The sequence below is a fragment of the Novosphingobium tardum genome (genome assembly GCF_042652045.1).
Lineage (GTDB): Bacteria > Pseudomonadota > Alphaproteobacteria > Sphingomonadales > Sphingomonadaceae > Novosphingobium > Novosphingobium tardum.
This window is the reverse complement of the sequence record NZ_JBHSDR010000006.1, coordinates 718,133-741,403: the sequence shown is the minus strand read 5'-3', so window position 1 is coordinate 741,403 and position 23,271 is coordinate 718,133. Positions and strand designations below refer to the sequence as shown.

Sequence of the window (23,271 nt, the reverse complement as noted above, 5' to 3'; positions counted from 1 at the left end):
TTGCGGGCGCGAATCCGCGGTTCGTCGTGGCAGACCAGCTTGCTATCACGGCCGAAGTTAAAATTCTGCTGTCCTGCCGCGACCGGCTTTGACACGGAACAGCAATGACGCCACGCTCAAGGGCAATGGCGCGCGAAGATCCACCCGAAGTTGAGCCGGTGCGCGGCGCGCCCGCCGTTGGCGAGATCCCCGGTCTGGATGGGCATCCCGCATTCACCCTGACCCAGTCCGAAGCCTCGCCGGTCCCCGTCCTCATTGCCGTCCCGCATGCCGGCCGCGCTTATCCCGCGCCGCTCGTTGCACGCCTCCGTCAGCCCGGCGCCGCGGCGATCCGGCTGGAAGATCGCTACGCCGACCTGCTGGGGCGCCATATCGCGGCCGAGACGGGGGCGAGCCTGCTGGTGGCGCATGCCCCGCGTGCGATGCTCGACCTCAATCGCGCGCCGGACGACATAGATTGGGACATGGTCGCGGGGCCCATACCGCCGGGCTCATCCTCAGCGGATCCGGGCAACGGCCGCCGTGCACGGAGCGGGCTGGGCCTGGTTCCCCGCCGCCTCCCCGGCATCGGGGAATTGTGGCGCGGGCGGATGCGCGAAGGCGAAATGGCGCAGCGCGTTTCGGCGATCCATGCGCCCTATCACGCCGCGCTTGGGGGAGCGCTGGCGGACCTGCGCCGTCGCTGGGGTGCGGCGCTGCTCATCGACCTGCACTCGATGCCGTCGCTGCCGCCGCGCGCGTCGGGCGACAAGCCCGCGCAATTCGTGATCGGCGACCGGTTTGGCGCGGCATGCGACGGCTTGCTGGTGGCGACCGGTTTCGCCTTCCTCGCCGAGGAAGGTCACCATGCCGCGCATAATCGCCCCTATGCCGGCGGCTATGTGCTTGAACGGCACGCCGCGCCGCGCGCGGGCATTCATTGTCTTCAGCTCGAAGTCGATCGGGCAAGCTACCTCGATCACCGCATGGCCGAACCGGGCGAGGGCTTTGCCGCTACAGCCGCGGTGCTGACCGAGCTTGTACGCCGGCTGGCCGGTGAGGTTGCCGCGCTGGGTGGTGCTGACCGCCGCGGCTGGGCGATCGCGGCCGAATAGGGCCGGGCGGACCGCGCCCATAAAAAAACCACCTCGTGACAAGCACGAGGTGGCCAAGGTTCAGGGAGGGAGTGCACCGAAGTACACTCGCCCAACCGGATCATGAGGGGAATCCGGTCAGACCCGTCGAAGATAGGAGCCCCCTTGCCTGCTGACAAGGGGGTCGATCATTCTGCCGTCAAATCAACGGTATGTGATTGGATCAGGCGTTTACCGGCGCGTTAGTGGTGCCGGGAATCGTGGCGCCTTCCGGCCCCTTGCCGAGCGCGACCTGCTTGGCGAAAATGTCTCGAAGCAGCTCGAGCGAGAACAGGTGGGCGTGGATGAGCGGCAGCAAGCCATTCTGGTTCCAGGTGCGCAGCACGTCGCCGCGCACTTCGCGCAGCTTGTCCTGATTGACCATCTGGAAGCCCCGATAGACGAAAGGCTGGTCGATCCCAGGCTGCTGGATCGCGACTTCGCCTTCCATCAGGAGATCGTGCTTCTGCAGTTCCTCGACGAAGGCGCCGGTGCGCTGTCCGGCCTGCTCGAAGCTCTCGCAGAACGACAGCGCGTTCTTGGTCGCCTCGCTGGGCTGGCCGTCGACGAACAGCGGCTCACCGTCGCTGAAATCGCCCACGATGTCACAGGTCGGATCGAAGCACAGCGAAAGCTCTTCGCTGTCGGGCGAAAGCTTGGCCAGCAGGAACGGATAGCGACGGACGTAGGCGGGCAGGTAGATCGGCGCCTCGGGCTTGCCCTCGGCATCAACGAAGACGTTGACACCGTCGTTGAGGCCCATCAGCGCCAGCGGCACGGGGTTCTCGCCCGAGGCGAAGATGATCGGGTAGAAACGCTGGGCTTGCGGAAATTCCTCGACCGTCAGCGGCACCGCGTGCTGCTCGGCCAGCCAGGGAGCCTTGTCCAGTCCGCGCGCGCGCCAGGTCGCGTGGTCGCGGCTGTTGAGCGGCATCAGGTCCTTGTAGAACAGGGGCAGGTTGGCGGATTGCGGCGCACTGGCCATACTTCGGTCTCCGAGCGGAAAAAGGTGGTTTCCCCACTTTGCTGCGAGGTCTTGCGACACGCCGGCGCCAGTCCGGGAAGCCGCGCTCTTTAAGGTCTTCCCCGCTTCGGCGCAAGCGTGCCGGTCAGATCAGCTTGCCGGGGTTCAGCAGGCCGTGCGGGTCCAGCGCATCCTTTACCCTGCGCATGAGCTCGAGCGCGACGGGATCGCCGAGGCGGGCCAGCTCGTCGCGCTTCAACTGGCCGATCCCGTGCTCGGCCGAGATCGAGCCCCGCCATTGGACCACGATGTCGTGAACCTCGCGGCTGATCGCCTTGCCTTCACCCTGTTGCCACGTCGGGCCATCCACGCCTGGCGGGGCGAGGACGTGAAAGTGAATGTTGCCGTCGCCCAGGTGACCGAATGCGACCGCGCGGGTGCCGGGGAACCGCGCCTCGATGGCCGGCACCGCGGCTTCGACAAAGGCCGGCATGTCGGCCACCGGAACGCTGACGTCGTGCTGCACGGCGGGCCCGATCGCCCGCTCGGCCGGGGCGACAATCTCGCGCAGTTGCCAGAATTTCTCGGCCTGCGTTTCGCTGCTCGCGAAGACTGCGTCGGCCAGCAATCCCTTCTCGAAAGCGTCCGCGATCATCGCCTCGGCGCGGTCGCGAAGCGAATCGGCGTCGCTGTCCGAAGCGGTGAGTTCGATCAACGCATGCCAGGCGTTCTGGCCGGCGAGCGGCGGACGGGCGTCGGGCAGGAATGCGACGACGTTGTCGAGGCAGTGCTGCGGCATGACCTCGAACCCTTCGAGCGCATCGCCCTCGGCAGCCTGACAGTGGAGCAGCAGTCCCCGTGCGGCGGCGATCGAGGGCACGCCGGCCCAGATGACCGCGCGGTCGGCGACCGCGGGAACCAGCCGAAGGGTCGCCGCGGTCACGATCCCGAGCGTGCCTTCCGATCCGATCAGCAACTGCTTCAGATCGAAGCCGCGATTGTCCTTTTTCAGCGGGACGAGCGCGTCGAGGATCTGCCCGTCGGCCAGCACGGCCTCCAGCCCCAGGACCAGCGCCCGCATCGAACCGTGGCGGATGACCTGTGTCCCGCCGGCATTGGTCGAGATCAGGCCGCCGATCGTTGCCGAACCCTTGCCGCCCAGCGACAGGGGGAAGCGCAGGCCCTGGAGTTCCGCGATATGATGCAGATTCTCGAGGATGACGCCGGCTTCGGCGGTGATCTGCATGGCATCGCGATCGAGCGCGCGAATAGCGTTCATCCTGCGCAGCGAAACCAGCAGCGACTTGCCGGTTTCATCGGGAGTGGCCCCGCCGGACATGCCGCTGTTGCCGCCCTGTGGAACGAGCGGAACGCGGGTTTGCGCGCAGAGCGCGACGAGCGCCGACAACTCGGCGGTCGTCGCCGGCTGCGCCAGCGCTAGTGCCGCGCCGTGGAAACGCCCGCGCCAGTCGGTCAGCCACGGCTCGACGAGATCGGGATCCTGCGTCAGGCCTCGCGGCCCGAGAATCGCCTCCGCCTGATCGAGGAAATCATTGGTAGCCATCATCGCCGCGACCGTATGGGTTCGGGCACCGGCCCGCAATCGCCCTGTGGGCTAACCGCACGCCAGGTTTGACGTAACGCGGCAGTCGCGCCATCCATCGAGTTAAGCCGATGTTCAATCGGGCCGTGCCAGCGGAGCGCTCTCGCCGCGCAAAGGAATCCGTCCTCGCCGCCATGCCTTCGCTCACCGTTTTCCTGATGCCCCTTGCCGCCGCGGCGGCGGCGCCGGCGCCGGCAGTCCCGTGGTGGGCAGGCGAAGCGACTGCAATCGAGCAGGTGTGGCCCGCGCGAGCGACATCCGAAGATGCGCCGGACGGGGCGGAATGGGAGTGGTCGCTGACGCAGCCGGTGCCCGGTCTGTTCGCGGTCGACCCCGCAGGTAGCGATGTGTGGAGGTCGATCGTCGACGGATTCAGCGCCCCGGCCCAAAACCAGGTGCGGATCGAGCAGCGCCTGGTCATCCGCGTCGCTCCGGTCGCCCCGACACGTATGCGCAGGCTCCCCGATCCCCCGGCTTTTTCGATCGACGACCAATATCGCGAACGCAAGGTCGGCAGGTGCGTGGCTGTCGCCGGCATCGCAGGGGTGCAGATCGCTTCGGACGATCGCCTTCTGCTGTTCATGCGGGACCAGCGCCTGATCAGCGCACAGCTTGAAAAGGCCTGCAGCGCCCGCGATTTCTATTCGGGTTTCTACATGGAGCGCAGCGAGGACGGCAACTTGTGCGTCGATCGCGACATGCTCCAGTCGCGGGCGGGAGCGAGCTGCTCGCTCAGCCGGCTTCGCCAGCTCGTCGCGAAGGACGAGTAGGCCTCCCTCGAAGGCCACGGATTTCTTGACTTTCGCGCGCCGCTGCGCTTAGCGGCGCACTGTGTCCGTCCCGGTGGATCGGATCGCGCATTCGCCGCTTCGACGGCGGTGCTGAATGCGGCAAGAACCTGCGGTTTATTGCCCTTTTGCCCTACTGGCCTTGTGCCACTGCTTCGGACTTGCCCATGAATTTTGCCGACCTCGGCCTCTCGGATGAATTGCTGAAGTCGGTCACCGACGCGGGTTACGACACGCCGACGCCGATCCAGGCGCAGGCGATTCCGCCCGTCCTGATGATGAAGGACATCATCGGGATCGCGCAGACCGGCACGGGCAAGACCGCCAGCTTCGTGCTGCCGATGATCGATATCCTGGCGCACGGCCGGGCCCGCGCCCGGATGCCCAGATCCTTGATCCTCGAGCCGACGCGCGAGCTTGCGGCCCAGGTTGCCGAGAATTTCGAGAAATACGGCGCCAACCACAAGCTCTCGATGGCGCTCCTGATCGGCGGCGTGCAGATGGGCGATCAGGTCAAGGCGCTCGAGCGCGGGGTCGACGTGCTGATCGCGACGCCGGGCCGGCTCATGGACCTGTTCGAGCGCGGCAAGATACTGCTGAACGGCTGCAACCTCCTCGTCATCGACGAGGCGGATCGCATGCTCGACATGGGCTTCATCCCGGATATCGAGAATATCTGCACGAAGCTTCCCGCCAATCGGCAGACGCTGCTGTTTTCGGCCACGATGCCGCCACCGATCAAGAAGCTGGCCGACCGCTTCCTGTCCAATCCCAAGTATATCGAGGTCAGCCGCCCGGCGAGCTCGAACCTCAATATCGCGCAGTTCAAGGTGCGCGTTTCCTCGCGCGGCAAGCGCCAGGCGCTGGTGGACCTGATCCGGCAGGAGGAGGTATCCACCGCGATCATCTTCTGCAACCGCAAGACCACGGTTCGCGAACTGGCAAAGAGCCTGAAGCGCGACGGCTTTTCCGCGGGCGAGATTCATGGCGACATGGACCAGTCGTCCCGGAACGCCGAACTCCAGCGGTTCAAGGACCGGGCGATCAACATCCTCGTCGCGTCCGACGTTGCCGCCCGCGGCCTTGACGTGAAGGACGTGAGCCACGTCTTCAATTACGACACGCCCTGGCATCCCGACGATTATGTCCACCGCATCGGGCGGACCGGCCGGGCGGGCAGAACGGGTCGTGCCTTCACCTTCGTCACGCCCGAGGACGGCGAGGCGATCGACAACGTCGAGAAGCTGACCAAGCTGGTGATCCCCGAATTCACCCTGGGCGCAGCCGCTCCTGAACTCGCCGACGCGGCTGAGGGCGAGCAACGTGAGGAACCGGCCCGTGCCGAGCGTCGCCCCGAGCAGCGCCGCACGCGCGGTGGTCGCAATTCATCATCGCGCCGCGAAGCTGCGGCCCAGGAAGATCAGTCTCCGCAGCCGAGCCACGGCGAGGAGCCGGCAGCGAGGGAGCGTTCGGAAGCGCGTCCGGCCCGCCGCGTACGCAGCGAAGCCCCGCGCCCGACACCGGCGCCCGCGCCGCGCAGTGCGCCGGAAGGCGATGACGACGGCGGCTGGAACGGCCCGGTGCCCGACTTTCTTCGGGGTACGCTCGCAAGCTGACCTGTTCCGGCGGCGCGCCTGCCGGTCGTTCAGTCTGCCGGCTTGACGAAGCTGTCGATCACCCGCTTGCGGCCGCTCGCCTCGAAATCGATCTCCAGCTTATTGCCTTCCTGCGCCGCGATCGTGCCGTAGCCGAACTTGTCGTGGAACACGCGGGCGCCGATCGCCAGGTCCGCTCGCGGCTTCGCGGCAAAGCTGGCCGCGCTCCGCCCGGGCTCGGCAATCCGGCGTGGGGCGGGGTCGAAGCCCGCGCTCAACGCCCGTTGCCAGCCGGGGCCGCGCGTCATCGTCCGGCTCGGTTGTTCGCGCGCCAGATGGGCAAAGGGATCGCCCTGCTCGGACCAGTTGGCCCGCCATAGTGAGGCGCCGCCGGTCATCGTGGTCTCCTGCGTCACGTGCGCGGGCGGCAGCTCGGCAATGAACCGCGAGGGTATCGAGCTCGTCCACTGGCCATAGATCTGGCGGTTCGCGGCATAGAGGATGGTGCAGGTGCGCCGCGCGCGGGTGATCGCGACATATGCCAGCCGGCGCTCTTCCTCGAGCGCGGCCAGCCCCCCTTCGTCGAGCGCGCGCTGGGACGGGAAGACCCCTTCCTCCCAGCCGGGTAGGAATATGTGCGCGAACTCCAGCCCCTTGGCGGCATGGATCGTCATGATCGTGATCTTGTCGGTCTCGGCGTCGGCATCGTTGTCCATCACGAGGCTGACATGCTCGAGGAAATCGCCGAGCGTCTCGTACTCTTCCATCGCCCGGGCGAGTTCGGACAGGTTCTCGAGCCGTCCCCCGGCTTCCACGCTGCGCTCGGCCTGACGCGCCGCGGTGTAGCCCGATTCCTCGAGGATGGTGCGGACAAGTTCCGCCGGGACGACCGTTGCCGCAAGGTCGCGCCAGCGGGCAAAGCCGCGCATCAGGCCGAGCAGCGTACCCCGCGCGCGGGCGGGCAGCTCGTCGCTGTCGCAAAGCTCGAGTGCCGCAGCGGCGAGCGGGATGCCGCGGGCGCGGGCATGGCGATGAAGCTTCTCCAGCGTCTTGTCGCCGAGTCCCCGCTTGGGCGCATTGTATATGCGCTCGAACGCGAGGTCGTCGGAAGGCTGGGCGACCACCCGCAGGTAGGCGAGGGCATCGCGGATCTCGGCCCGCTCGTAGAAACGGAAGCCGCCGACGATCCGGTAGGGCAGGCCGATAGCGATAAAGCGGTCTTCGAAGGCGCGGGTCTGGAACTGCGCGCGCACGAGGATGGCAAGGTGATTGAGCGAGACGCCGTCGGCCATCTTGGCTTCGGCCTCCTCGCCCACGCGGCGCGCCTCTTCGGGTCCATCCCAGACGCCGATGACACGAACCTTCTCGCCGTCGTTCGCTTCGGTCCACAACGTCTTGCCCAGCCGTTCGCTGTTGCCGCCGATGAGGCCCGATGCGGCGGCGAGAATATCGGGCGTGGAGCGATAGTTCTGTTCTAGGCGAATGACGGCGGCGCCGGGAAAATCCTTTTCGAAGCGCAGGATATTGGCGACTTCGGCACCGCGCCATGAATAGATCGACTGGTCGTCGTCACCCACCACGCACAGGTTCTTGCGCTCCTGCGCCAGCAGCCGCAGCCACAGATACTGGACCGCGTTGGTGTCCTGGTACTCGTCCACCATGATATACTTGAAGCGCTGCTGGTACTGAGCAAGCACGTCGCGGTGCGTGCGGAAGATGTTCAGCATGTGCAGCGTCAGGTCGCCGAAATCGCAGGCGTTGAGCGCCTTTAGTCGCGCCTGGTAGAGCGCGTAAAACTTCTGTCCCTTGCCGTCGGCGTAAGCTTCGTTCTCGACCGCGTCGAGATCGGCGGGGTTGAGGCCGCGGTTCTTCCAGCGGTCGATCAGCCCGGCGAGCTGGCGGGCAGGCCAGCGCTTCTCGTCGAGTTCGTTGGCCACGATCAGTTGCTTGAGCAGGCGAAGCTGATCGTCGGTATCGATGATCGTGAAGTTCGCCTGCAAGCCGACGAGTTCGGCATGACGGCGCAACATGCGCGCCGAAACAGCGTGGAAAGTGCCCAGCCAGGGCATGCCTTCGACCGCGCTGCCGATCAGATCGCTCACCCGGTGACGCATCTCGCGCGCGGCCTTGTTGGTGAAGGTCACGCAGAGAATTTCGCTCGGCCACGCCTTGCGCGACCATACCAGGTGAGCAAGCCGCGCGGTCAATGCGGCGGTCTTCCCCGTCCCCGCGCCGGCCAGCATCAGCACCGGTCCCTCGGTCGTCAGCACGGCCTCGCGCTGCGGGGGATTCAGCCCGTCGAGCCATGCCACGGGGGGCGCTGCGTCGCGCGGAGAGCTATCGGGGACGGGAATGGACACGTGTGAACAACTAGGGAACGCCGACGCTTCGCGCAAGGCGGCCGGGGCCATACGGCCGGAACCAAGGCGGATGGGAAGCGTAATGTGCCCGGACGATATGCTTAAGGAGCTTTCGATGCGTACCCTTCTTCTCGCCAGTGCCGCGGCCCTGGTCATGACCGCCGCGCCTGCCGTGGTCAGTGCGCAAACCGGTACGACCACGACGACGACCACCACGACCACCTGGACCACGGAGCAAAAGGCGGCTTACGACGCCTGGCCCGCAGATCAGCGCGCCATGTTCGATGCCTGGCCGATGAACTACCGCACCTATTACTGGACGCTGACGCCGAACCAGCAGGCCGGCTACTGGAAGCTGACCGACGAGCAGCGCGCGACGGTTTACGGAATGACGCCGGAACAGCGTGCCGCTGCCTGGGCCTCGATCGAGGCGCAGATGAGCGGCATGGGCGCGACGACCAGCGCGACGATGAGCGACGGAATGTCGACCACGACCGCGACGACCACCGCCGGCACCATGACGACGCCGCAGACTACGGTGGTCACCACGACGTCGGGCAACATGACGCCGCCTCCGGCGTCGGCGATGAACAAGACTTATCCGCTGTGCTCGAAGACCATCACGGACAGCTGCATCAACCCGCGCGAGGCCGGCAAGAATTACGGCAACCGCCCGCTGAAATACTGGCCGGGCAAGCCCGCCAGCGAAATGAAGAAGCCGGGTTAACCGCATCACCAGCTGCGGTCGCAGGGAAGGGCGTCGGGAAACCGGCGCCCTTTTCGCGTGGTTCGAAAGGAGCCCGAGGTTGACAGGGCGCGGTGCATATCCGAGCGCGCGACGATGAACCGGCAAGCACCGCTGGCGCAGGGCGCCTCACCGCTCAGGGTCAATGCCCGCGTGCTGACCTCCAGCCTCGTCGGCACGGCGGTCGAGTTCTACGACTTTTATGTCTACGCAACCGCCGCCGCGCTGGTGATCGGTCCGCTGTTTTTCCCGGCCTCGTCATCCCAGGCCCAGACGCTTGCCGCGTTCATGAGCTTTGGCCTGGCATTCTTCGCGCGGCCCGTGGGCGCGATTGCGTTCGGTCACTTCGGCGACCGCGTGGGTAGAAAGTCTGCACTGGTCACCTCGCTGGTTCTTATGGGCGCGGCGACCCTGCTGATCGGCCTGCTGCCGTCATACGCGGCCATCGGCTGGGCCGCGCCCCTGCTCCTATGCATCCTGCGCTTCGGCCAAGGGTTTGGCCTTGGCGGCGAGTGGGGCGGGGCAACGTTGCTGGCGGTGGAAAACGCGCCGCCCGGCTGGGCCGCGCGGTTCGGGTCCGCCCCGCAATTCGGTGCGCCGGTCGGGTTCATCGCCGCCAATGGCCTGTTCCTCGTGCTCGGCTTCGCGCTCGACGATGCGAGCTTCGCTGCCTGGGGCTGGCGAATTCCGTTCCTGGCCAGCGCAATTCTCGTCGCGCTGGGACTGTGGGTGCGGTTGCGCATCGGAGAGACGCCGGCGTTCGCCGCCGCCCTGGCGGAGGCGCCGCCCCCGCGCGTTCCCGTTGCCCGCCTGCTGCGCGACCACCTCGGCGCTGTCGTGGCGGGGAGCGCGGGGGTCGTGGCGTGCTTCGCGCTGTTCTACCTTTCGACCGCGTTTGCCCTTTCGCATGCGACGGGACCCGGCGGCTTCTCGCGCGAAGCCTATCTGGGCGTCGAACTCGGCGCGATCCTGTTCCTGGCGCTGGGGATCGGTCTCGCGGCACTCCTTTCCGATCGGACCAGTCCGCGGCGCGTGCTGATGGGCGGAGCGGTGGCGACGGTCGTCGTCGGGTTCGCCTTCGGTCCGGCACTGGCCAGCCCCTCGCTTGCCGTTCACTTCCTGGCGCTGTCGGCGGCGCTGCTGACGATGGGCTTCGTTTATGGCCCGCTCGGTGGGTGGTTGCCGTCGCTGTTCCCTGTGACGGTCCGCTACACCGGCGTTTCGGTCGCCTTCACTCTCGGAGGGATCGTGGGCGGAGCGCTGGCTCCGATCGCGGCGCAGATGTTGAGCGCGCAAGGCGGCATCGCCCAGGTCGGGCTGTTCCTGTCGGCGGCGGGTGCGGTAACCCTGCTCGGCGTCATTCTGGCGCGGACGAACCACGCAACATGGTAATCTGGGCCTTGCCGACGCTACGTTGTGCGTCGAGCTCGAGAGTGCTCACGATCGCGGGATCGCCGCGGCCCGTTTCCAGGCTGATCCAGCTTGCCGGTCCGATCCAGCCCAGTCTTTGAAGCTTGTCGAGCGCCACGGCCCCCGCGTTCGTGCCGTAAGGCGGATCGAGGAGAAGGAGGTCGAGCGGCGCAGGCGCTTGGCCGAGCGAGAGAACCGACGAGGCCCGGATGTCGGCTTCGGCACCCAGCGCGGCGACGTTTGCCCGCAGCGCCTTCAGCGCCTCGGCATCCTGTTCGACGAAAATGCAGTGGGCGGCGCCGCGCGACAACGCTTCCAGCCCGAGTGCGCCCGATCCGGCAAAGAAGTCGCCCACTCGCAGGCCTTCGAACGAGCCAAGCCTGCTGGCGAGCATCGAGAACAGCGTCTCCCGCGTGCGATCCGCGGTGGGGCGCGTGGTGTCGCCCTTCGGCGCGACGATACGTCGCCCCCGCCAGTTTCCGGCAATGATCCGCATCAGCGCCGCCCGGCGGGGCCGCCCTTGCGCGGGTCAGGGTGGGGCCGGGCGGAGCGCGGCGTTGCAGGTCGGGCCGGACGCGCCGCGGTGCGGACCGGCGGCGCTTTCATCGGCGCGCGGCGCGAAGGTGCTTCGGCAATGCTGGCCTGCAGGCGCTCGACGTCGCTCTTGCGCAACTCGACCGCAGCGCCGCGTTGAAGCTCGCCAAGATCGAAGGGCCCATACCCGGTGCGCAGGAGTCGCGAAACCTGAAGCCCAAGGAACTCGAGCACGCGGCGCACTTCGCGGTTCTTGCCCTCGGTCAGGGTCAGTTCAATCCACTGGTTGCGGCCCGTCCGCCGCTCCAGGTTCGCGTCGATCCGTCCGTAGCGGACGCCGTCGATCGTGATTCCTTCGATCAGGCTTTCAAGCTGGGCCTGTGTCACGGCACCGAAAGTGCGCGCGCGATAGGTGCGCGGAACCCCGGTCGAAGGCAGTTCCATCGCTCGCTTGAGTTCGCCGTCGTTGGTCAGCAACAGCAATCCTTCAGTGCTGAGGTCGAGCCGCCCGATCGGCATCAGCCGGGGAGTCCCCGCCGGCAGGGCATTGCGCAGCGCGGTGTAGATCGTCGGCCGCCCCGAAAAGTCGCGCTCCGCGGTCAGCAGGCCGCTGGGCTTGTGAAAGGCGAAAAGCCGCGTGGGCTCGGGGGAGGCGACCGGCTTGCCATCCACGGTCACGCCATCGAGATTGGCGAGAATCGTGGCAGGTGTTTCGATTATCGTCCCGCCCCGGGCAACCCGCCCGTCCGCGATCATGCGCTCCACCTCGCGACGCGAGGCGACGCCGGCCCGGGCCAGCAGCTTCGCTATGCGGTCGCCCTTCGGCGAGGCCGATGAGGGGGGGGCGGAGGATTCGAAAGTCTTCGGGGGCAGGGACATCGGACGGCCATAGCGAGCACGGCCGCCGCCGTCACCTTTGCCGGCTGGCCGCAAGGCCGTGCGGCAGATTCAGCTCTTGCCCATCTCGTCAACGAGGATCGAATGGAAGCGGCTGATCCCTGCTTCGAGCGACCCGAGCGTCAGTTCGGGTACGGCGCCGGTGGCCAGCCCCTGTTGCCCAAGTTCCGCCGCGCGGAAATCCTCGCCCGCGAAAACCTGCCCGTCGAGCAAGTCCCAGCTCCGCCGCCAGTGGCTTTCAGCCTTCTCGTCGCGCGGAGGCTCGGGGATAAGCATGAAATCCTCGACAAGCGTGCGATCGTGCGCCTGCGGCATCAGGGTCATGACATTGACGTAGTCTGGGCTGACGACGACGACGGTGCCGGGAAAAAGCTGATAGGCAAAGGTCACAAGCCGCCTCAGCTCGTTCCAGTCGGAAAGGTCGATTTCGGCGAGTTCGGCAGCGCGGCCAACGGCAGAGCGCGAATGCGGCCCGACCTGGTCGCCGGAGGTCACGCCGTCACGAAAGAAGGGGCCGATCGAACCCGAATGGAGCCGCGTCACGTGGTAGCTCTCAAGGAACGCATCCATGATCAGCTTCCAGTTGCCCGCCACTTCGTGGATCTTGCGGTTATACAGGTGCAGGCCGCCCAGGCCGAACGCGTCGAAGTCTGGCCCGATGGCAGCGGCGTCGGTGAAGTCGGCCTCTTCGGCGGGGGCGAACCAGATCAATCCGCCGGCCTCCAGGCTGGGCAGTTCGCGCAGACCGTGCGTGCCCTTGTCCAGCCCCTCGAACGTCTCCGGGCGGGGCAGCGCAAGCAGCCGGCCGTCCAGCCCATATGTCCACGCATGATAGGGACATACGAGGCGCTTGCCGCACGAAACCGCGCTGCCCTCGACAAGCCGCGTCCCGCGATGGCGGCAGACATTGAGAAAGACGTGAACCTGGCCATCCTTGTCCCGCGTCACCAACAGCGGACGCCCGGTCGCATCGTGTGGCACCGCCATGCCCGGTTCGGGCAGCAGGGCGGACGGCACGAGCACTTGCGGCAGACGCTCGAACAGCGTCGCCTTTTCTCGTTCGAACCAGGCGGGGTCGATGTAGGCGCTTGCCGGAACGCTGCTCATCGGCGGGAGCGCGCGTGTTTCTCCGGCGGCGATGGAGCGCGCTAGGGCGAGCTGCCCTTCGGTTGGTCGCAGCAACGGGGCGGTTGTCGTGAAGTCAGCCATCGGGACTATCCATAGCGGAAAATTCACCTAGTCTCGCCATAAGATTTGGGAGGACGCGCACTACCATGGCTTCAACCGCCGATACGAACACGGCACCGGCAACTCCTGCGGCGGCAGCGCCCGCACCCCGGCCAAAGGGCTGGAAGCTGCTCAAGCTGGCGCTCAGAAAGCGCAAGTCCGCCTGCATGCTCGGCTTCGGCTTCTCGTCGGGGCTGCCATACGCGCTGCTGATCGGCACTCTCAACGCCTGGCTGGGCGAGGTCGGGGTGAACCTGGCGACGATCGGGGTTCTGTCGTGGATCGGCCTGTCCTATTCCTTCAAGTTCCTGTGGTCGCCGCTGGTCGACCGCTTCCACTTGCCGCTGCTTGACCGGATCGGACGACGCAAGAGCTGGATCCTGCTTTGCCAGGTGGTGATGATCGCCGGTTTCGCGGGCCTCGCCGCGACCAATCCGGCCACCGATATCGGCACCTTTGCGATCTTCGCGTTCATTTCGGCGCTCGCGTCGGCAACGCAGGACGTCGCGGTCGACGCGTGGCGGATCGACGTGGCGGATGAAGACACGCCGGTCGAGCTGCTCTCGGCGATCTACCAGTTCGGCTACCGCATAGCCTCGATCGTCGGCGGAGCGCTGGCGCTGGTCCTCGCCGCACGGATGAGCTGGCCGCTGGTGTACCTGCTGATGGCCGGGCTGATCGGCGTCGTCATCGTGGTGACGTTGCGGGCGCCCGATACAGATCGGCCGGAGCGCGAGACGCTTCACCTTGCCCTCGCACAGCCCGGGGCGCTTGCGCCGCGTTATCGCGCGCTGGCGCTCGGCGTGGTGGGACTGAGCTGGCTCTGGGCGATTGCGACGATCGTCCGCTTCATGGCCAGCATGCTGCACGAACCCGTGCCGGGCGTTCCTCCCCCGTCGGTGGCCGATTTCACCAAGCTTTATGGCCCGTGGGTCATTTTCGCGACGGTTGCAGTACCGCTCATCGTCGCGGCGATGACCAATTGGCTGCGCCATCGGCCGGGCTCGACCCTGAACGAGCCCGACACGCATGCCTCGCCGCTCCGCACTGCCGCAAATCACCTCTACGTCGCGCTGGTGGCTCCCTTGGCGGAACTGGCGTCGCGGCTTGGCTGGGGCGTGCTCATCGTCCTCGGGATGATCCTCACCTACACCCTTTGCTACAACATCTGGGGCAGCTTCGCCTTCCCGTTCTACCTTGAGGAGCTGAAGTACACGAAGGACGAGGTTGCATTCGCTTCGAAGGTCTTCGGCATTTTCATGACCATCCTCGGCATCAGCCTGGGCGGATACCTGTTCGCCCGGCTGGGCCGTATGCCGACCATCCTGATCGGCGCGATCCTCCCGATATTGGGCAACTTCGTCTATGCCGACCTGGCCGAAGGCGGGGCCAACATCGATGCCATCGGTCGCGGACTGGGCCTGCATGCGCTACTGGGCCTGTTCGGGTTCGACGATCGCATGCTGCGGTTGCTGATGGCGATCAGCTTCGAGAATATCTCGACCGGCATCGCGGGCGCGGCCTTCGTCGCGTACATGTCGGGGATCGTCAGCAGGCAATACACCGCGGTCCAATATGCGCTGCTTTCTTCGCTGACCTTCCTGATCGGCTCGCTCGGGCGCGGCATCGCGGGCGAGGCGTTCGACCAGTACGGCTATGCGACGGTCTTCCGCTGGACCGCGGCGGCGGGCCTCGTGGCGGTGGTCATGGTCCTGCTCGAATGGATGCGCGTCAGCCGCGAGGCGAGGATTACTGCGGCAACTCGCGATTGAGGCGAAGCACTTCTCCGGCGAGGTAGAGCGAGCCCGCGATCAGAAGGTGCGCCGCGCCGCCGGCATCCCCTGCGGCGTCTTCCAGCGCGCTCTCCAGCGAGGCGGCGGCTGACACCTTTGCTATTCCCAGCCTGTCGCGGGCTAGCCTGGCGATGACTTGCGGGTCGTGGTGTTCGTGGCCCGGAATCGGGACCGCACGCAGGCTTTGTGCGAGAGGCGCGAGCGGCCCGAGGACGGACGCGATATCGCGGTTGGCAAGCAGTCCGAACACGAGGTCGAGAGGAGCGTTGCCGCGCATTGCGGCGGCGATCGCCCACGCGGCATCGGGATTGTGACCTCCATCGACCCACACGGTTCGATCGGGCAGGGCGGCCGTTAGGGGTCCATCGCCAAGCTTCTGAAGGCGGGCGGGCCACCGCGCCGCGACGATCCCCCTTGCGATCGCATCGGCGCTTACCGGAACTTCGTCCTGATGGCGGAGCATGGCCACCGCCAGCGCCGCGTTCGCGGCCTGGTGTTCCCCCGGCATTGTCGGCAGCGGAAGGTCGAGCACGCCGCGCGCATCGCGATAGGTCATGCGATCGGCCTCTACCGTCGCCGACCAACTGGCCGGGGACGCCAGCAATTCGCCCCCACGCTCGCGAACGGTCGCGGCGATCACTTTCTCGACGTCATCGGGGTGAGGCCCTGTGACCAGCGGAACGCCTGGCTTGGCGATCCCCGCCTTTTCGAACGCGATCCGTTCAATCGGAACCGTCGGCACGTCTTCCTCGGGAGCGAGGAGGAACGCCTCGTGGTCGATCCCGAGGCTGGCGACGCCGCAGATTGTCGGGCGCTCCAGCACATTGGTGGAATCGAAACGGCCGCCCAATCCTACTTCGATCACGCAGGCATCGGCGGGATGCCGGGCAAAGGCGAGAAAGGCCGCGGCCGTCGAAACCTCGAAAAAGCTTGCCCCGATGTCGGTATCCGCATCGAGCACGGTCTTCAGCAATTCCGCGAGTTCGTCGTCCTCGACCAGTTTCCCGGCGATCCTGATGCGCTCGTTGAAGCGAACGAGGTGAGGGCTGGTGAACGCATGAACCCTTGCGCCCTGCGCCTCCAGCATCGCGCGCAGGAATGCGCAGGTCGAGCCCTTGCCGTTCGTGCCAGCGACGTGAAAGACAGGCGGCAGGCGCCGTTGCGGATTGCCTAGTCGGGCAAGAAGGGTTCGGACCGGATCGAGGCTGAGCCGCCCCCGCGGCACGGCCAGCGCGCCAAGGCGATCGAGCTGGGCCTGGACCGCCGGGTGATCCGAAACTGCGAAATCGCGCAACGCCGGGATTCCGTTCGCCGTCGCGCTGATCAGGCGGCGGCCGCCTGCTCCAGATAGCCGAGCAGGTCCCCCAGCGTGCTTTTGAGTTGGTGGCGGTCGACCACCATGTCGACCATTCCGTGCGCGTGGAGATATTCGGCGCGCTGGAAGCCCTCGGGTAGCTTTTCGCGGATCGTGTCCTGGATGACGCGCTGTCCGGCAAAACCGATGAGCGCGCCCGGCTCCGCGATATGGATATCGCCGAGCATGGCGTAACTGGCCGTCACGCCGCCCGTCGTCGGGTCCGTCAGTATGACGATATAGGGCAGTCCGGCGGCCTTCAGGCGGCTGATGGCGACGGTCGTGCGCGGCATCTGCATCAGGCTGAGGATGCCTTCCTGCATCCGGGCGCCGCCCGCAGCGGTCACGATGACATAGGCACAGTGCTCGGCAACGGCGCGCTCCGCTCCCGCGACGAAGGCGCTGCCGACCGCCATGCCCATGGACCCGCCCATGAAGGCGAATTCCTGGACGCCGATCACCGCGCGATGGCCTTCGACCGTGCCGAAGGCGTTGGTCAGCGCATCAGGATGAGGGTTGGCAGCGCGGGCCGCCTTGATCCGGTCGACGTACTTCTTGCTGTCGCGGAATTTGAGCGGGTCTTCCTTGACCTTGGGCGCGGGCAGTTCGGTAAAGCCCGGATCGAACAATTGCGCCAGCCGTGCGTCGGCGCCAATCCGGCCATGATGCTCGCAGCGCGGGCATACGGACAGGTTGTCCTCATACTCCTTGGTGAAGAGCATCTCTTCGCAGTTGGGGCACTTCGTCCAGAGATTGTCGGGCGTTTCGCGCTTCGCCACGAAGGGCAGGGAATTGCGAACCTTGTCGATCCAGCTCATGCGATCTTCTCCGGACGGGCGGCGCGGACCGCCGCGGCGAGCGAGGCAATATAGGAACGAACGGGCTCGGGCGCACCCGCGCCATGCTTTGCCACCAGTTCCACGATGGCGGAGCCGACCACCACGCCATCCGCGACGCGGGCCACCGCGGCGGCCTGCTCGGGAGTGCGGATGCCGAAGCCGACCGCTACGGGCAGTTCGGTCGCGGCCTTCAGCCGGGCGACGGCCTCCTCGATGCTGGCCTGGGCCGCCTGCTGCTTGCCCGTGATCCCGGCAACGGAAACGTAGTAGAGGAAGCCGGCAGAGCCATCGAGCACGGTCGGCAGGCGCGCGTCGTCGGTCGTCGGGGTGGCAAGGCGAATGGGCGCGATGTCCTTTTCGCGCAGATAGGGGCCGAGCGAGTCGTCTTCCTCGGGCGGGATGTCGACGCAGATCACTCCATCGACGCCGGCTTCGGCGATGCTCTCGGCAAACCAACGGGGACCGCGACGGACCATGGGGTTGGCATAGCCCATGAGAACCAGCGGAGTGTCGGGATGCCGCTCGCGAAAACCGCGGGCCATCTCGAGGATGTCCTTCGTCTTCGTCCCGGCGCCGAGCGAACGCAGGTTCGCAGCCTGGATTGCGGGTCCGTCGGCCATGGGATCGGTGAACGGCATCCCCAGTTCGACTATATCAGCACCACCCGCGACGAGCGCGTCGAGAACCGCCGGCGTATCGCCGTCGCCTGCGGTGACGAAGCAGACCAGCGCAGGGTGCGGCTTGGCGAACGCCGCCGCAAGACGACTGCTCACAGCCGCGCTCCAAGCGCCTCGGCGACGGTGAATATGTCCTTGTCGCCCCGGCCGCACAGGTTGGCGAGGATGATCGTCTCGCGCGGCAAGTTCGGCGCGATCTTGGCGACGGCAGCGATAGCGTGCGCCGGCTCGAGCGCCGGGATGATTCCTTCGGTGCGGCAGAGGAGCTGGAAAGCGTCGAGCGCTTCGTTGTCGGTCACGCTGGTATATTCGACCCGGCCGATGTCGCGGAGCCAGGCATGTTCGGGCCCAATGCCGGGATAGTCGAGACCGGCGCTGATCGAGTGGGCCTCGGCGATCTGGCCGTCCTCGTCCTGCAGCAGGTAGGTGCGGTTGCCATGGAGGATGCCGGGCGATCCCCCGGCGAGGCTGGCGGCGTGCTCCTTGTCGAGCCCATGACCAGCGGCCTCGACGCCAAGCATCTTCACGCTGGCATCGTCGAGGAAGGGATGGAACAGGCCGATCGCGTTGCTGCCGCCACCGATAGCCGCGACCAGCAGGTCGGGCAGGCGCCCGGTCCGCGCCATCAGCTGCTCGCGGGCCTCGCGCCCGATCACCGACTGAAAGTCGCGCACGAGTTCGGGATAGGGGTGCGGGCCGGCGGCGGTTCCGATTATGTAGAAAGTGTCGTGGACGTTGGCGACCCAGTCGCGCAGCGCCTCGTTCATCGCGTCCTTGAGCGTGCGCGCGCCGCTCTCAACGCCGATGACCTGGGCACCGAGCAGCTGCATGCGGAACACGTTGGGCTGCTGCCGCTCCATGTCACGGGCGCCCATGTAGATCACGCACGGCAGGCCGAAGCGCGCGGCAACCGTGGCGGTGGCGACGCCGTGCTGGCCCGCGCCGGTTTCGGCGATGATGCGCGTCTTGCCCATGCGGATCGCGAGGAGGATCTGGCCGACGCAATTGTTGATCTTGTGCGCGCCCGTATGATTGAGTTCGTCACGCTTGAACCACACTTGCGCTCCCATGCCAGGCGCTGCGTCCTTGCGCAGTTCCTCTGACAGCCGTTCGGCATGGTACAGGGGGCTCGGACGGCCGACATAGTGCTCGAGCAAATCGTCGAACTGCGCCTTGAACGCCGGATCGACCTTGGCCGCGCGGTATTCGCGCTCGAGGTCGAGGATCAGCGGCATCAAGGTTTCGGCGACGTAACGCCCGCCGAACTGGCCGAAATGGCCGCGTTCGTCAGGGCCGTTTCGGTACGAGTTTGCTATTGAAGTGGCCATGGCGCCCCGGCGCTTGGCAGAGGCGGGGGGCGTTGTCCAGAAGCGGCTCGCCCGCCCGCGATCTAACCCCGGGCGGCGGAGCAGAACGCGGCGATAAGGCGGGTATCCTTGACGCCCGGCGCACTCTCCACGCCAGACGAAACATCGACGAGCGGCGCACGGGTGATCGCCCGCGCTTCGGCGACATTGGCCGGAGACAGCCCACCCGCAAGGCCCCAGGGCATCTGGCCCCGCCAGCCCGACAGCAGGGTCCAGTCGAACACGAGCCCCATCCCGCCTGGCAGCGCGGCGCCGCGCGGCGTGCGCGCGTCGAACAGGATGAGGTCGGCCGCGCCGGCAAACCTGTCTGCGCCGGCCACATCCTCGCGACGCGTGACGGGTACTGCCTTCCACACAGGCAAGCCGAACCTCGTCTTCAAGGCGGCAGCGCGCTCGGGCGTCTCGTCGCCGTGAAGCTGGATCGCGTCGAGGCTCGCCGCGGCGATGGCTTCGGCCACCAGATCGTCTGCAGGCTCGACGAACAGCCCGACGCGGCCGATCCGCCCGCTTGCCCGCCGGCCCAGCGCCGCTGCGTCCGCAAGCGCGAGGTTGCGCGGGCTGGGCGCGAAGAACACGAATCCGGCATGATCGGCCCGCGCCGCGATCGCGGCATCGAGCGCAGCGGCGCGGTCGATCCCGCAAATCTTGATGGCCGGGGCGGACATGGCCCGAGCCTTTAGCGCATTGCGGTCAGGGCGCCAGTTCGAACAGCACCGTCACGCTGGCGGTCAGCTGGACTTCGCCAGGCGCAACCGGCGGAGCGGGAGGCGCGGCAACCTCGGCCCGGGCGAACATCACTTGCGGCGGCCGGTAGTAACCGCCCGACTCGCTGATCGACAGGATGCGCACGACCCGCATGCCTGCCGCACGCGCGTAGAGCTCGGCACGGGTTCGCGCCTTCTTCATGGCCTCGATCCGGGCCTCGTCGAGAGCAGGGTCGGGCTCGTCCATCTCGAAGCTCGGGCCGTTCACCTGGTTCGCTCCGGCGCTAGCCAGCGTGTCGATCACCCGCCCGTATTCTCCCAGCTTGCGCTGGCGGACCGAGACGTTGTTCGAGACCGAGTAGCCGATGATCCGCGGCGCGACCTGTTCTGGCGGAGGCACCGGGCGACCGGGGGGGGACTGCACGGCGAGGATGGCGTCGCGGGCCGGGTCCGAATAGATCGGATTGATGCTGAGGTTGCTCGTCTGGATGTCGCGCTCGGCGATGCCGGCGTTGCGGAGCGCCGCCATCACCGCGGTCATGCGCCGGGCATTCTCCGCCAGCGCATCGGCCGCCGTCTTGCCCTGGGTGGTGACCCCGGCGGAAAAGATCGCGAGGCCAGGAGTGCGCGCCGAGCGGCCTTCCGCCGTAATCGTCAGGACGGCATTGCCCGGCTGGAGAACCGGCGCGGGGCTGGCGACCTGGGCCAGGACGGGGGCGGAGACCGCCAGTGCCGTGCAGGCGAGAGCGGCGCGGAAAAGCTTCATCGTGTCGGGTTCCCTTCTCGTTTCATCGCACGGATGCACCGGCCCGTCTTGCGCGGAGGTGAACCGAGATCAGGGGGTTAAAGCGTTTCTTCTATCGCGCGCGCCGCGGCGAGAGGATCCTCGGCACGGCTGATCGGGCGCCCGACGACCAACACGTCGGCGCCGGCGTCCCGCGCTTCGCGCGGGCTGACAGTGCGCTTCTGGTCGCCCGCGGCGCCATTGTCGGGCCTCACTCCCGGCACCACGAGGAAGCCGTCCTTCCACTGACTCCGCACCGCCGCGACTTCGTGCCCTGAACAGACGACCCCGTCGAGACCCGCCAACTGGGCCAGTTCGGCAAGGCGCAGCACCTGATCGTGCGCGCTGCCGCTGACACCGGTGCGGACCAGGTCGCGCTCGTCCAGGCTGGTCAGCAGCGTGACCGCCACGACACGGGTATCCTTGCCCGCCGCAGCTTTCGCATCCTCGAGCATCGCGCGCCCGCCGGCGGCATGGACCGTCACGATCGCGGGCTGGAGCGCATGGATCGCATACATCGCGCCGGCCACGGTATTGGGAATGTCGTGAAGCTTGAGGTCGAGAAACAGCGGCAAGCCAAGCTTCCCCACTTCGTGAACCCCGTGATGGCCGTGGGCGCAGAAGAATTCGAGCCCGAGCTTGATCCCTCCGACATGCGACTTGACGCTGCGCGCGAGCTCGACCGCCGGATCGAGCTGGGCGATGTCGAGCGCAAGATAGACGGGGTTGGTCAGGGCAGGGGCTCCACGGCTGGGGTCGGAGTGACTTCAGGCGCGGGGGTTGGCGCCGGCGCGACCAACGGCGGAGCGGGGGTGCGGTCCGTCAGCGAGGATTCGAGCTGCGCTATCCGGCGCTTCCAGCGCCAGCGCGCGGCGCGATGGAACAGCCACATCGGGACCAGGCCCAGGAGGAACGCGACGATCGCAAGCGGCGCGAGCTTGGTTTCCAGGATCAGCGTCTGCCAGATCCGCACTTCCACCGGCTGCCAGTTGTTCACCGCGAACAGCACGATCAGCACCGCGATGACGACCCACAGGATGGTTCGCAGGATTTGCATTGGCGCCCCTCTTATCGCTTCCGGTAGCGGATGCTAGGCCGGAACCGGGCCGTTGGCCAGCGCCGCGCCGCCGCCTTCCCCGAACACCCGCGCAAAGATCGTGTCGACCTGCGCGAAATGGTAGTCGAGGTCGAAGCTGCTCTCCAGTTCGTCGGGCGCGATCCGGCCGGTGACGTCGTCGTCCGCCTTGAGCAGGTCCAGCAGCGACAGCGCGCCGTCGCTTTCCCATACTTTCATCGCGTTGCGCTGGACGATCTTGTATGCGTCCTCGCGGCTTACCCCGGCCTGGGTCAGGGCAAGCAACACGCGCTGCGAATGAACCAGCCCGCCCATCCGGTCGAGGTTCTTCATCATCCGGTCGGGATAGACCAGCAGCTTGTCGATCACCCCGGTCAGGCGGCCCAGGGCGAAGTCGAGCGTGATCGTGGCATCGGGGCCGATGAACCGCTCCACCGACGAATGCGAAATGTCGCGCTCGTGCCACAGCGCCACGTTTTCCAGCGCCGGCACGACGGCCGAGCGAACCATGCGGGCAAGGCCGGTCAGGTTCTCGGTAAGCACCGGGTTGCGCTTGTGAGGCATGGCCGAGCTGCCCTTCTGCCCCGGCGAGAAGTATTCCTCGGCTTCCAGAACTTCGGTCCGCTGGAGGTGGCGCACCTCGGTGGCGAGCCTTTCGATCGAGCCCGCGATCACGCCTAGCGTGGCGAAGAACATCGCGTGGCGGTCGCGCGGTATCACTTGCGTCGACACGGGCTCGACCGCCAGGCCAAGCTTGGTCGCGACGTGCTCTTCCACCGCCGGGTCGATGTTCGCGAACGTGCCGACCGCGCCCGAGATCGCGCAGGTCGCCACATCGGCGCGCGCGGCGACCAGACGGGTTCGGGCACGGGCGAACTCGGCGTGGGCCTGCGCAAGCTTCAGGCCGAAGGTGGTGGGTTCGGCATGAATGCCGTGGCTGCGGCCGATGGTGGGGGTGTATTTGTACTCCTCGGCGCGGCGACGCAGCGCGTCGAGCAGCGCGTCAATATCTTCGATCAGCAGGTCCGATGCCCTGGCCAGCTGGACCGCCAGCGTGGTGTCGAGCACGTCGGAGCTGGTCATGCCCTGGTGCATGAACCGTGCCTCGTCGCCCACCTGGTCGGCAACCCAGGTCAGGAACGCGATGACGTCGTGCTTTGTCACAGCCTCGATATCGTCGATCGCGGCGACGTCGATCGCGGGGTTAGTGGCCCACCATGCCCACAGCGCCTTCGCGGCGGAGGGCGGGACGACGCCCAGCTCGCCCAGCTTCTCGGTCGCGTGAGCCTCGATCTCGAACCAGATGCGATAGCGCGCCTCGGCCTCCCAGATCGCGGTCATCGCGGGGCGGGAATAACGGGGGACCATGGTCGACTCCGATGCTGGAAATTGGGGCGGCGGCGGATGCGGCGCGGGCTAGGGCGCTGCGGCCTGGAAGGCAAG

General features: G+C 67.1%; 21 protein-coding genes. 6 read left to right on the top strand and 15 right to left on the bottom strand.

The genetic code is table 11. The features are described from left to right. Nucleotides 1–125: 125 nt before the first annotated feature. Entirely contained in the window at nucleotides 126–1,094 is a 969-nt protein-coding gene (locus ACFO0A_RS11515) for an N-formylglutamate amidohydrolase (RefSeq protein WP_379539148.1), read from the top strand. A gap of 202 nt (nucleotides 1,095–1,296) precedes the next feature. Here the strand turns inward: ACFO0A_RS11515 and ACFO0A_RS11510 are convergent, their stop codons facing one another. Both ACFO0A_RS11510 and ACFO0A_RS11505 read right to left on the bottom strand, forming a co-directional pair. Beyond that, nucleotides 1,297–2,097: a SapC family protein gene (locus ACFO0A_RS11510; RefSeq protein ID WP_379539147.1), complete on the bottom strand. Its 801-nt coding sequence runs from the start codon at nucleotides 2,095–2,097 to the stop codon at nucleotides 1,297–1,299. A gap of 124 nt (nucleotides 2,098–2,221) precedes the next feature. Next, nucleotides 2,222–3,643, bottom strand: coding sequence for an FAD-binding oxidoreductase (locus ACFO0A_RS11505; RefSeq protein WP_379539146.1), 1,422 nt, complete (start codon nucleotides 3,641–3,643; stop codon nucleotides 2,222–2,224). A 170-nt stretch (nucleotides 3,644–3,813) separates the two neighbouring features. Here ACFO0A_RS11505 and ACFO0A_RS11500 point away from each other — a divergent pair, with 170 nt between their 5' ends. Together ACFO0A_RS11500 and ACFO0A_RS11495 are read left to right on the top strand one after the other, a co-directional pair. Further along, complete coding sequence (locus ACFO0A_RS11500; RefSeq protein WP_379539145.1) at nucleotides 3,814–4,449, top strand: hypothetical protein; 636 nt, start codon at nucleotides 3,814–3,816, stop codon at nucleotides 4,447–4,449. A gap of 185 nt (nucleotides 4,450–4,634) precedes the next feature. Then, complete coding sequence (locus tag ACFO0A_RS11495) at nucleotides 4,635–6,083, top strand: DEAD/DEAH box helicase (protein WP_379539144.1); 1,449 nt, start codon at nucleotides 4,635–4,637, stop codon at nucleotides 6,081–6,083. A 29-nt stretch (nucleotides 6,084–6,112) separates the two neighbouring features. Here ACFO0A_RS11495 and ACFO0A_RS11490 read toward each other — a convergent pair whose 3' ends face one another. Next, nucleotides 6,113–8,473, bottom strand: a complete 2,361-nt coding sequence (locus ACFO0A_RS11490; protein WP_379539143.1) for an ATP-dependent helicase — start codon at nucleotides 8,471–8,473, stop codon at nucleotides 6,113–6,115. Nucleotides 8,474–8,537: 64 nt separating this feature from the next. Here ACFO0A_RS11490 and ACFO0A_RS11485 point away from each other — a divergent pair, with 64 nt between their 5' ends. Beyond that, entirely contained in the window at nucleotides 8,538–9,149 is a 612-nt protein-coding gene (locus tag ACFO0A_RS11485; RefSeq protein ID WP_379539142.1) for a hypothetical protein, read from the top strand. Between the two features lie 114 nt (nucleotides 9,150–9,263). Beyond that, a complete protein-coding gene (locus tag ACFO0A_RS11480; protein ID WP_379539141.1) occupies nucleotides 9,264–10,559 on the top strand; it encodes an MFS transporter in 1,296 nt (431 codons plus the stop codon). Here the strand turns inward: ACFO0A_RS11480 and rsmD are convergent. The 3 genes from rsmD to ACFO0A_RS11465 all read right to left on the bottom strand — a co-directional run bounded on the left by rsmD (nucleotide 10,525) and on the right by ACFO0A_RS11465 (nucleotide 13,217). After that, the gene (gene rsmD / locus ACFO0A_RS11475; protein ID WP_379539140.1) at nucleotides 10,525–11,073 is read right to left on the bottom strand and encodes a 16S rRNA (guanine(966)-N(2))-methyltransferase RsmD; all 549 of its coding nucleotides are present in this window, start codon (nucleotides 11,071–11,073) and stop codon (nucleotides 10,525–10,527) included. The two genes, ACFO0A_RS11480 and rsmD, sit on opposite strands and share 35 nt — an antisense overlap. Continuing rightward, entirely contained in the window at nucleotides 11,073–11,990 is a 918-nt protein-coding gene (locus ACFO0A_RS11470) for a pseudouridine synthase (RefSeq protein WP_379539139.1), read from the bottom strand. The genes rsmD and ACFO0A_RS11470 overlap by 1 nt, the downstream gene beginning before the upstream one ends. Before the next feature lie 69 nt (nucleotides 11,991–12,059). Then, on the bottom strand, nucleotides 12,060–13,217 hold the full coding sequence (locus ACFO0A_RS11465) for an aromatic ring-hydroxylating oxygenase subunit alpha (RefSeq protein ID WP_379539138.1): 1,158 nt from the start codon (nucleotides 13,215–13,217) through the stop codon (nucleotides 12,060–12,062). 65 nt (nucleotides 13,218–13,282) lie between these two features. On the opposite strand from ACFO0A_RS11465, the gene ACFO0A_RS11460 reads away from it, so the two are divergent. Continuing rightward, nucleotides 13,283–15,007: an AmpG family muropeptide MFS transporter gene (locus ACFO0A_RS11460; RefSeq protein ID WP_379539137.1), complete on the top strand. Its 1,725-nt coding sequence runs from the start codon at nucleotides 13,283–13,285 to the stop codon at nucleotides 15,005–15,007. On the opposite strand, the gene ACFO0A_RS11455 is transcribed toward ACFO0A_RS11460, so the two are convergent. From ACFO0A_RS11455 to purB, 9 genes are all read right to left on the bottom strand, one after another. Next, complete coding sequence (locus ACFO0A_RS11455; RefSeq protein WP_379539136.1) at nucleotides 14,985–16,322, bottom strand: bifunctional folylpolyglutamate synthase/dihydrofolate synthase; 1,338 nt, start codon at nucleotides 16,320–16,322, stop codon at nucleotides 14,985–14,987. The genes ACFO0A_RS11460 and ACFO0A_RS11455 overlap by 23 nt on opposite strands. Before the next feature lie 29 nt (nucleotides 16,323–16,351). Continuing rightward, on the bottom strand, nucleotides 16,352–17,200 hold the full coding sequence (gene accD / locus ACFO0A_RS11450) for an acetyl-CoA carboxylase, carboxyltransferase subunit beta (protein WP_379539135.1): 849 nt from the start codon (nucleotides 17,198–17,200) through the stop codon (nucleotides 16,352–16,354). Next, on the bottom strand, nucleotides 17,197–17,994 hold the full coding sequence (gene trpA, locus ACFO0A_RS11445; RefSeq protein ID WP_379539134.1) for a tryptophan synthase subunit alpha: 798 nt from the start codon (nucleotides 17,992–17,994) through the stop codon (nucleotides 17,197–17,199). Before trpA ends, accD begins: the two co-directional genes overlap by 4 nt. Then, entirely contained in the window at nucleotides 17,991–19,226 is a 1,236-nt protein-coding gene (gene trpB, locus ACFO0A_RS11440) for a tryptophan synthase subunit beta (RefSeq protein ID WP_379539133.1), read from the bottom strand. The genes trpA and trpB overlap by 4 nt, the downstream gene beginning before the upstream one ends. A 62-nt stretch (nucleotides 19,227–19,288) precedes the next feature. After that, nucleotides 19,289–19,930, bottom strand: coding sequence for a phosphoribosylanthranilate isomerase (locus ACFO0A_RS11435; protein WP_379539132.1), 642 nt, complete (start codon nucleotides 19,928–19,930; stop codon nucleotides 19,289–19,291). Nucleotides 19,931–19,955: 25 nt separating this feature from the next. Next, entirely contained in the window at nucleotides 19,956–20,735 is a 780-nt protein-coding gene (locus ACFO0A_RS11430) for an SIMPL domain-containing protein (protein ID WP_379539131.1), read from the bottom strand. Between the two features lie 77 nt (nucleotides 20,736–20,812). Continuing rightward, on the bottom strand, nucleotides 20,813–21,487 hold the full coding sequence (pyrF, locus tag ACFO0A_RS11425) for an orotidine-5'-phosphate decarboxylase (RefSeq protein ID WP_379539652.1): 675 nt from the start codon (nucleotides 21,485–21,487) through the stop codon (nucleotides 20,813–20,815). Next, nucleotides 21,484–21,810 (bottom strand): lipopolysaccharide assembly protein LapA domain-containing protein, encoded by a 327-nt coding sequence (locus tag ACFO0A_RS11420; protein ID WP_379539130.1) that lies wholly within the window; start codon nucleotides 21,808–21,810, stop codon nucleotides 21,484–21,486. The genes pyrF and ACFO0A_RS11420 overlap by 4 nt, the downstream gene beginning before the upstream one ends. 33 nt (nucleotides 21,811–21,843) lie before the next feature. Next, the gene (purB, locus tag ACFO0A_RS11415) at nucleotides 21,844–23,196 is read right to left on the bottom strand and encodes an adenylosuccinate lyase (RefSeq protein ID WP_379539129.1); all 1,353 of its coding nucleotides are present in this window, start codon (nucleotides 23,194–23,196) and stop codon (nucleotides 21,844–21,846) included. Nucleotides 23,197–23,271: the final 75 nt, after the last annotated feature.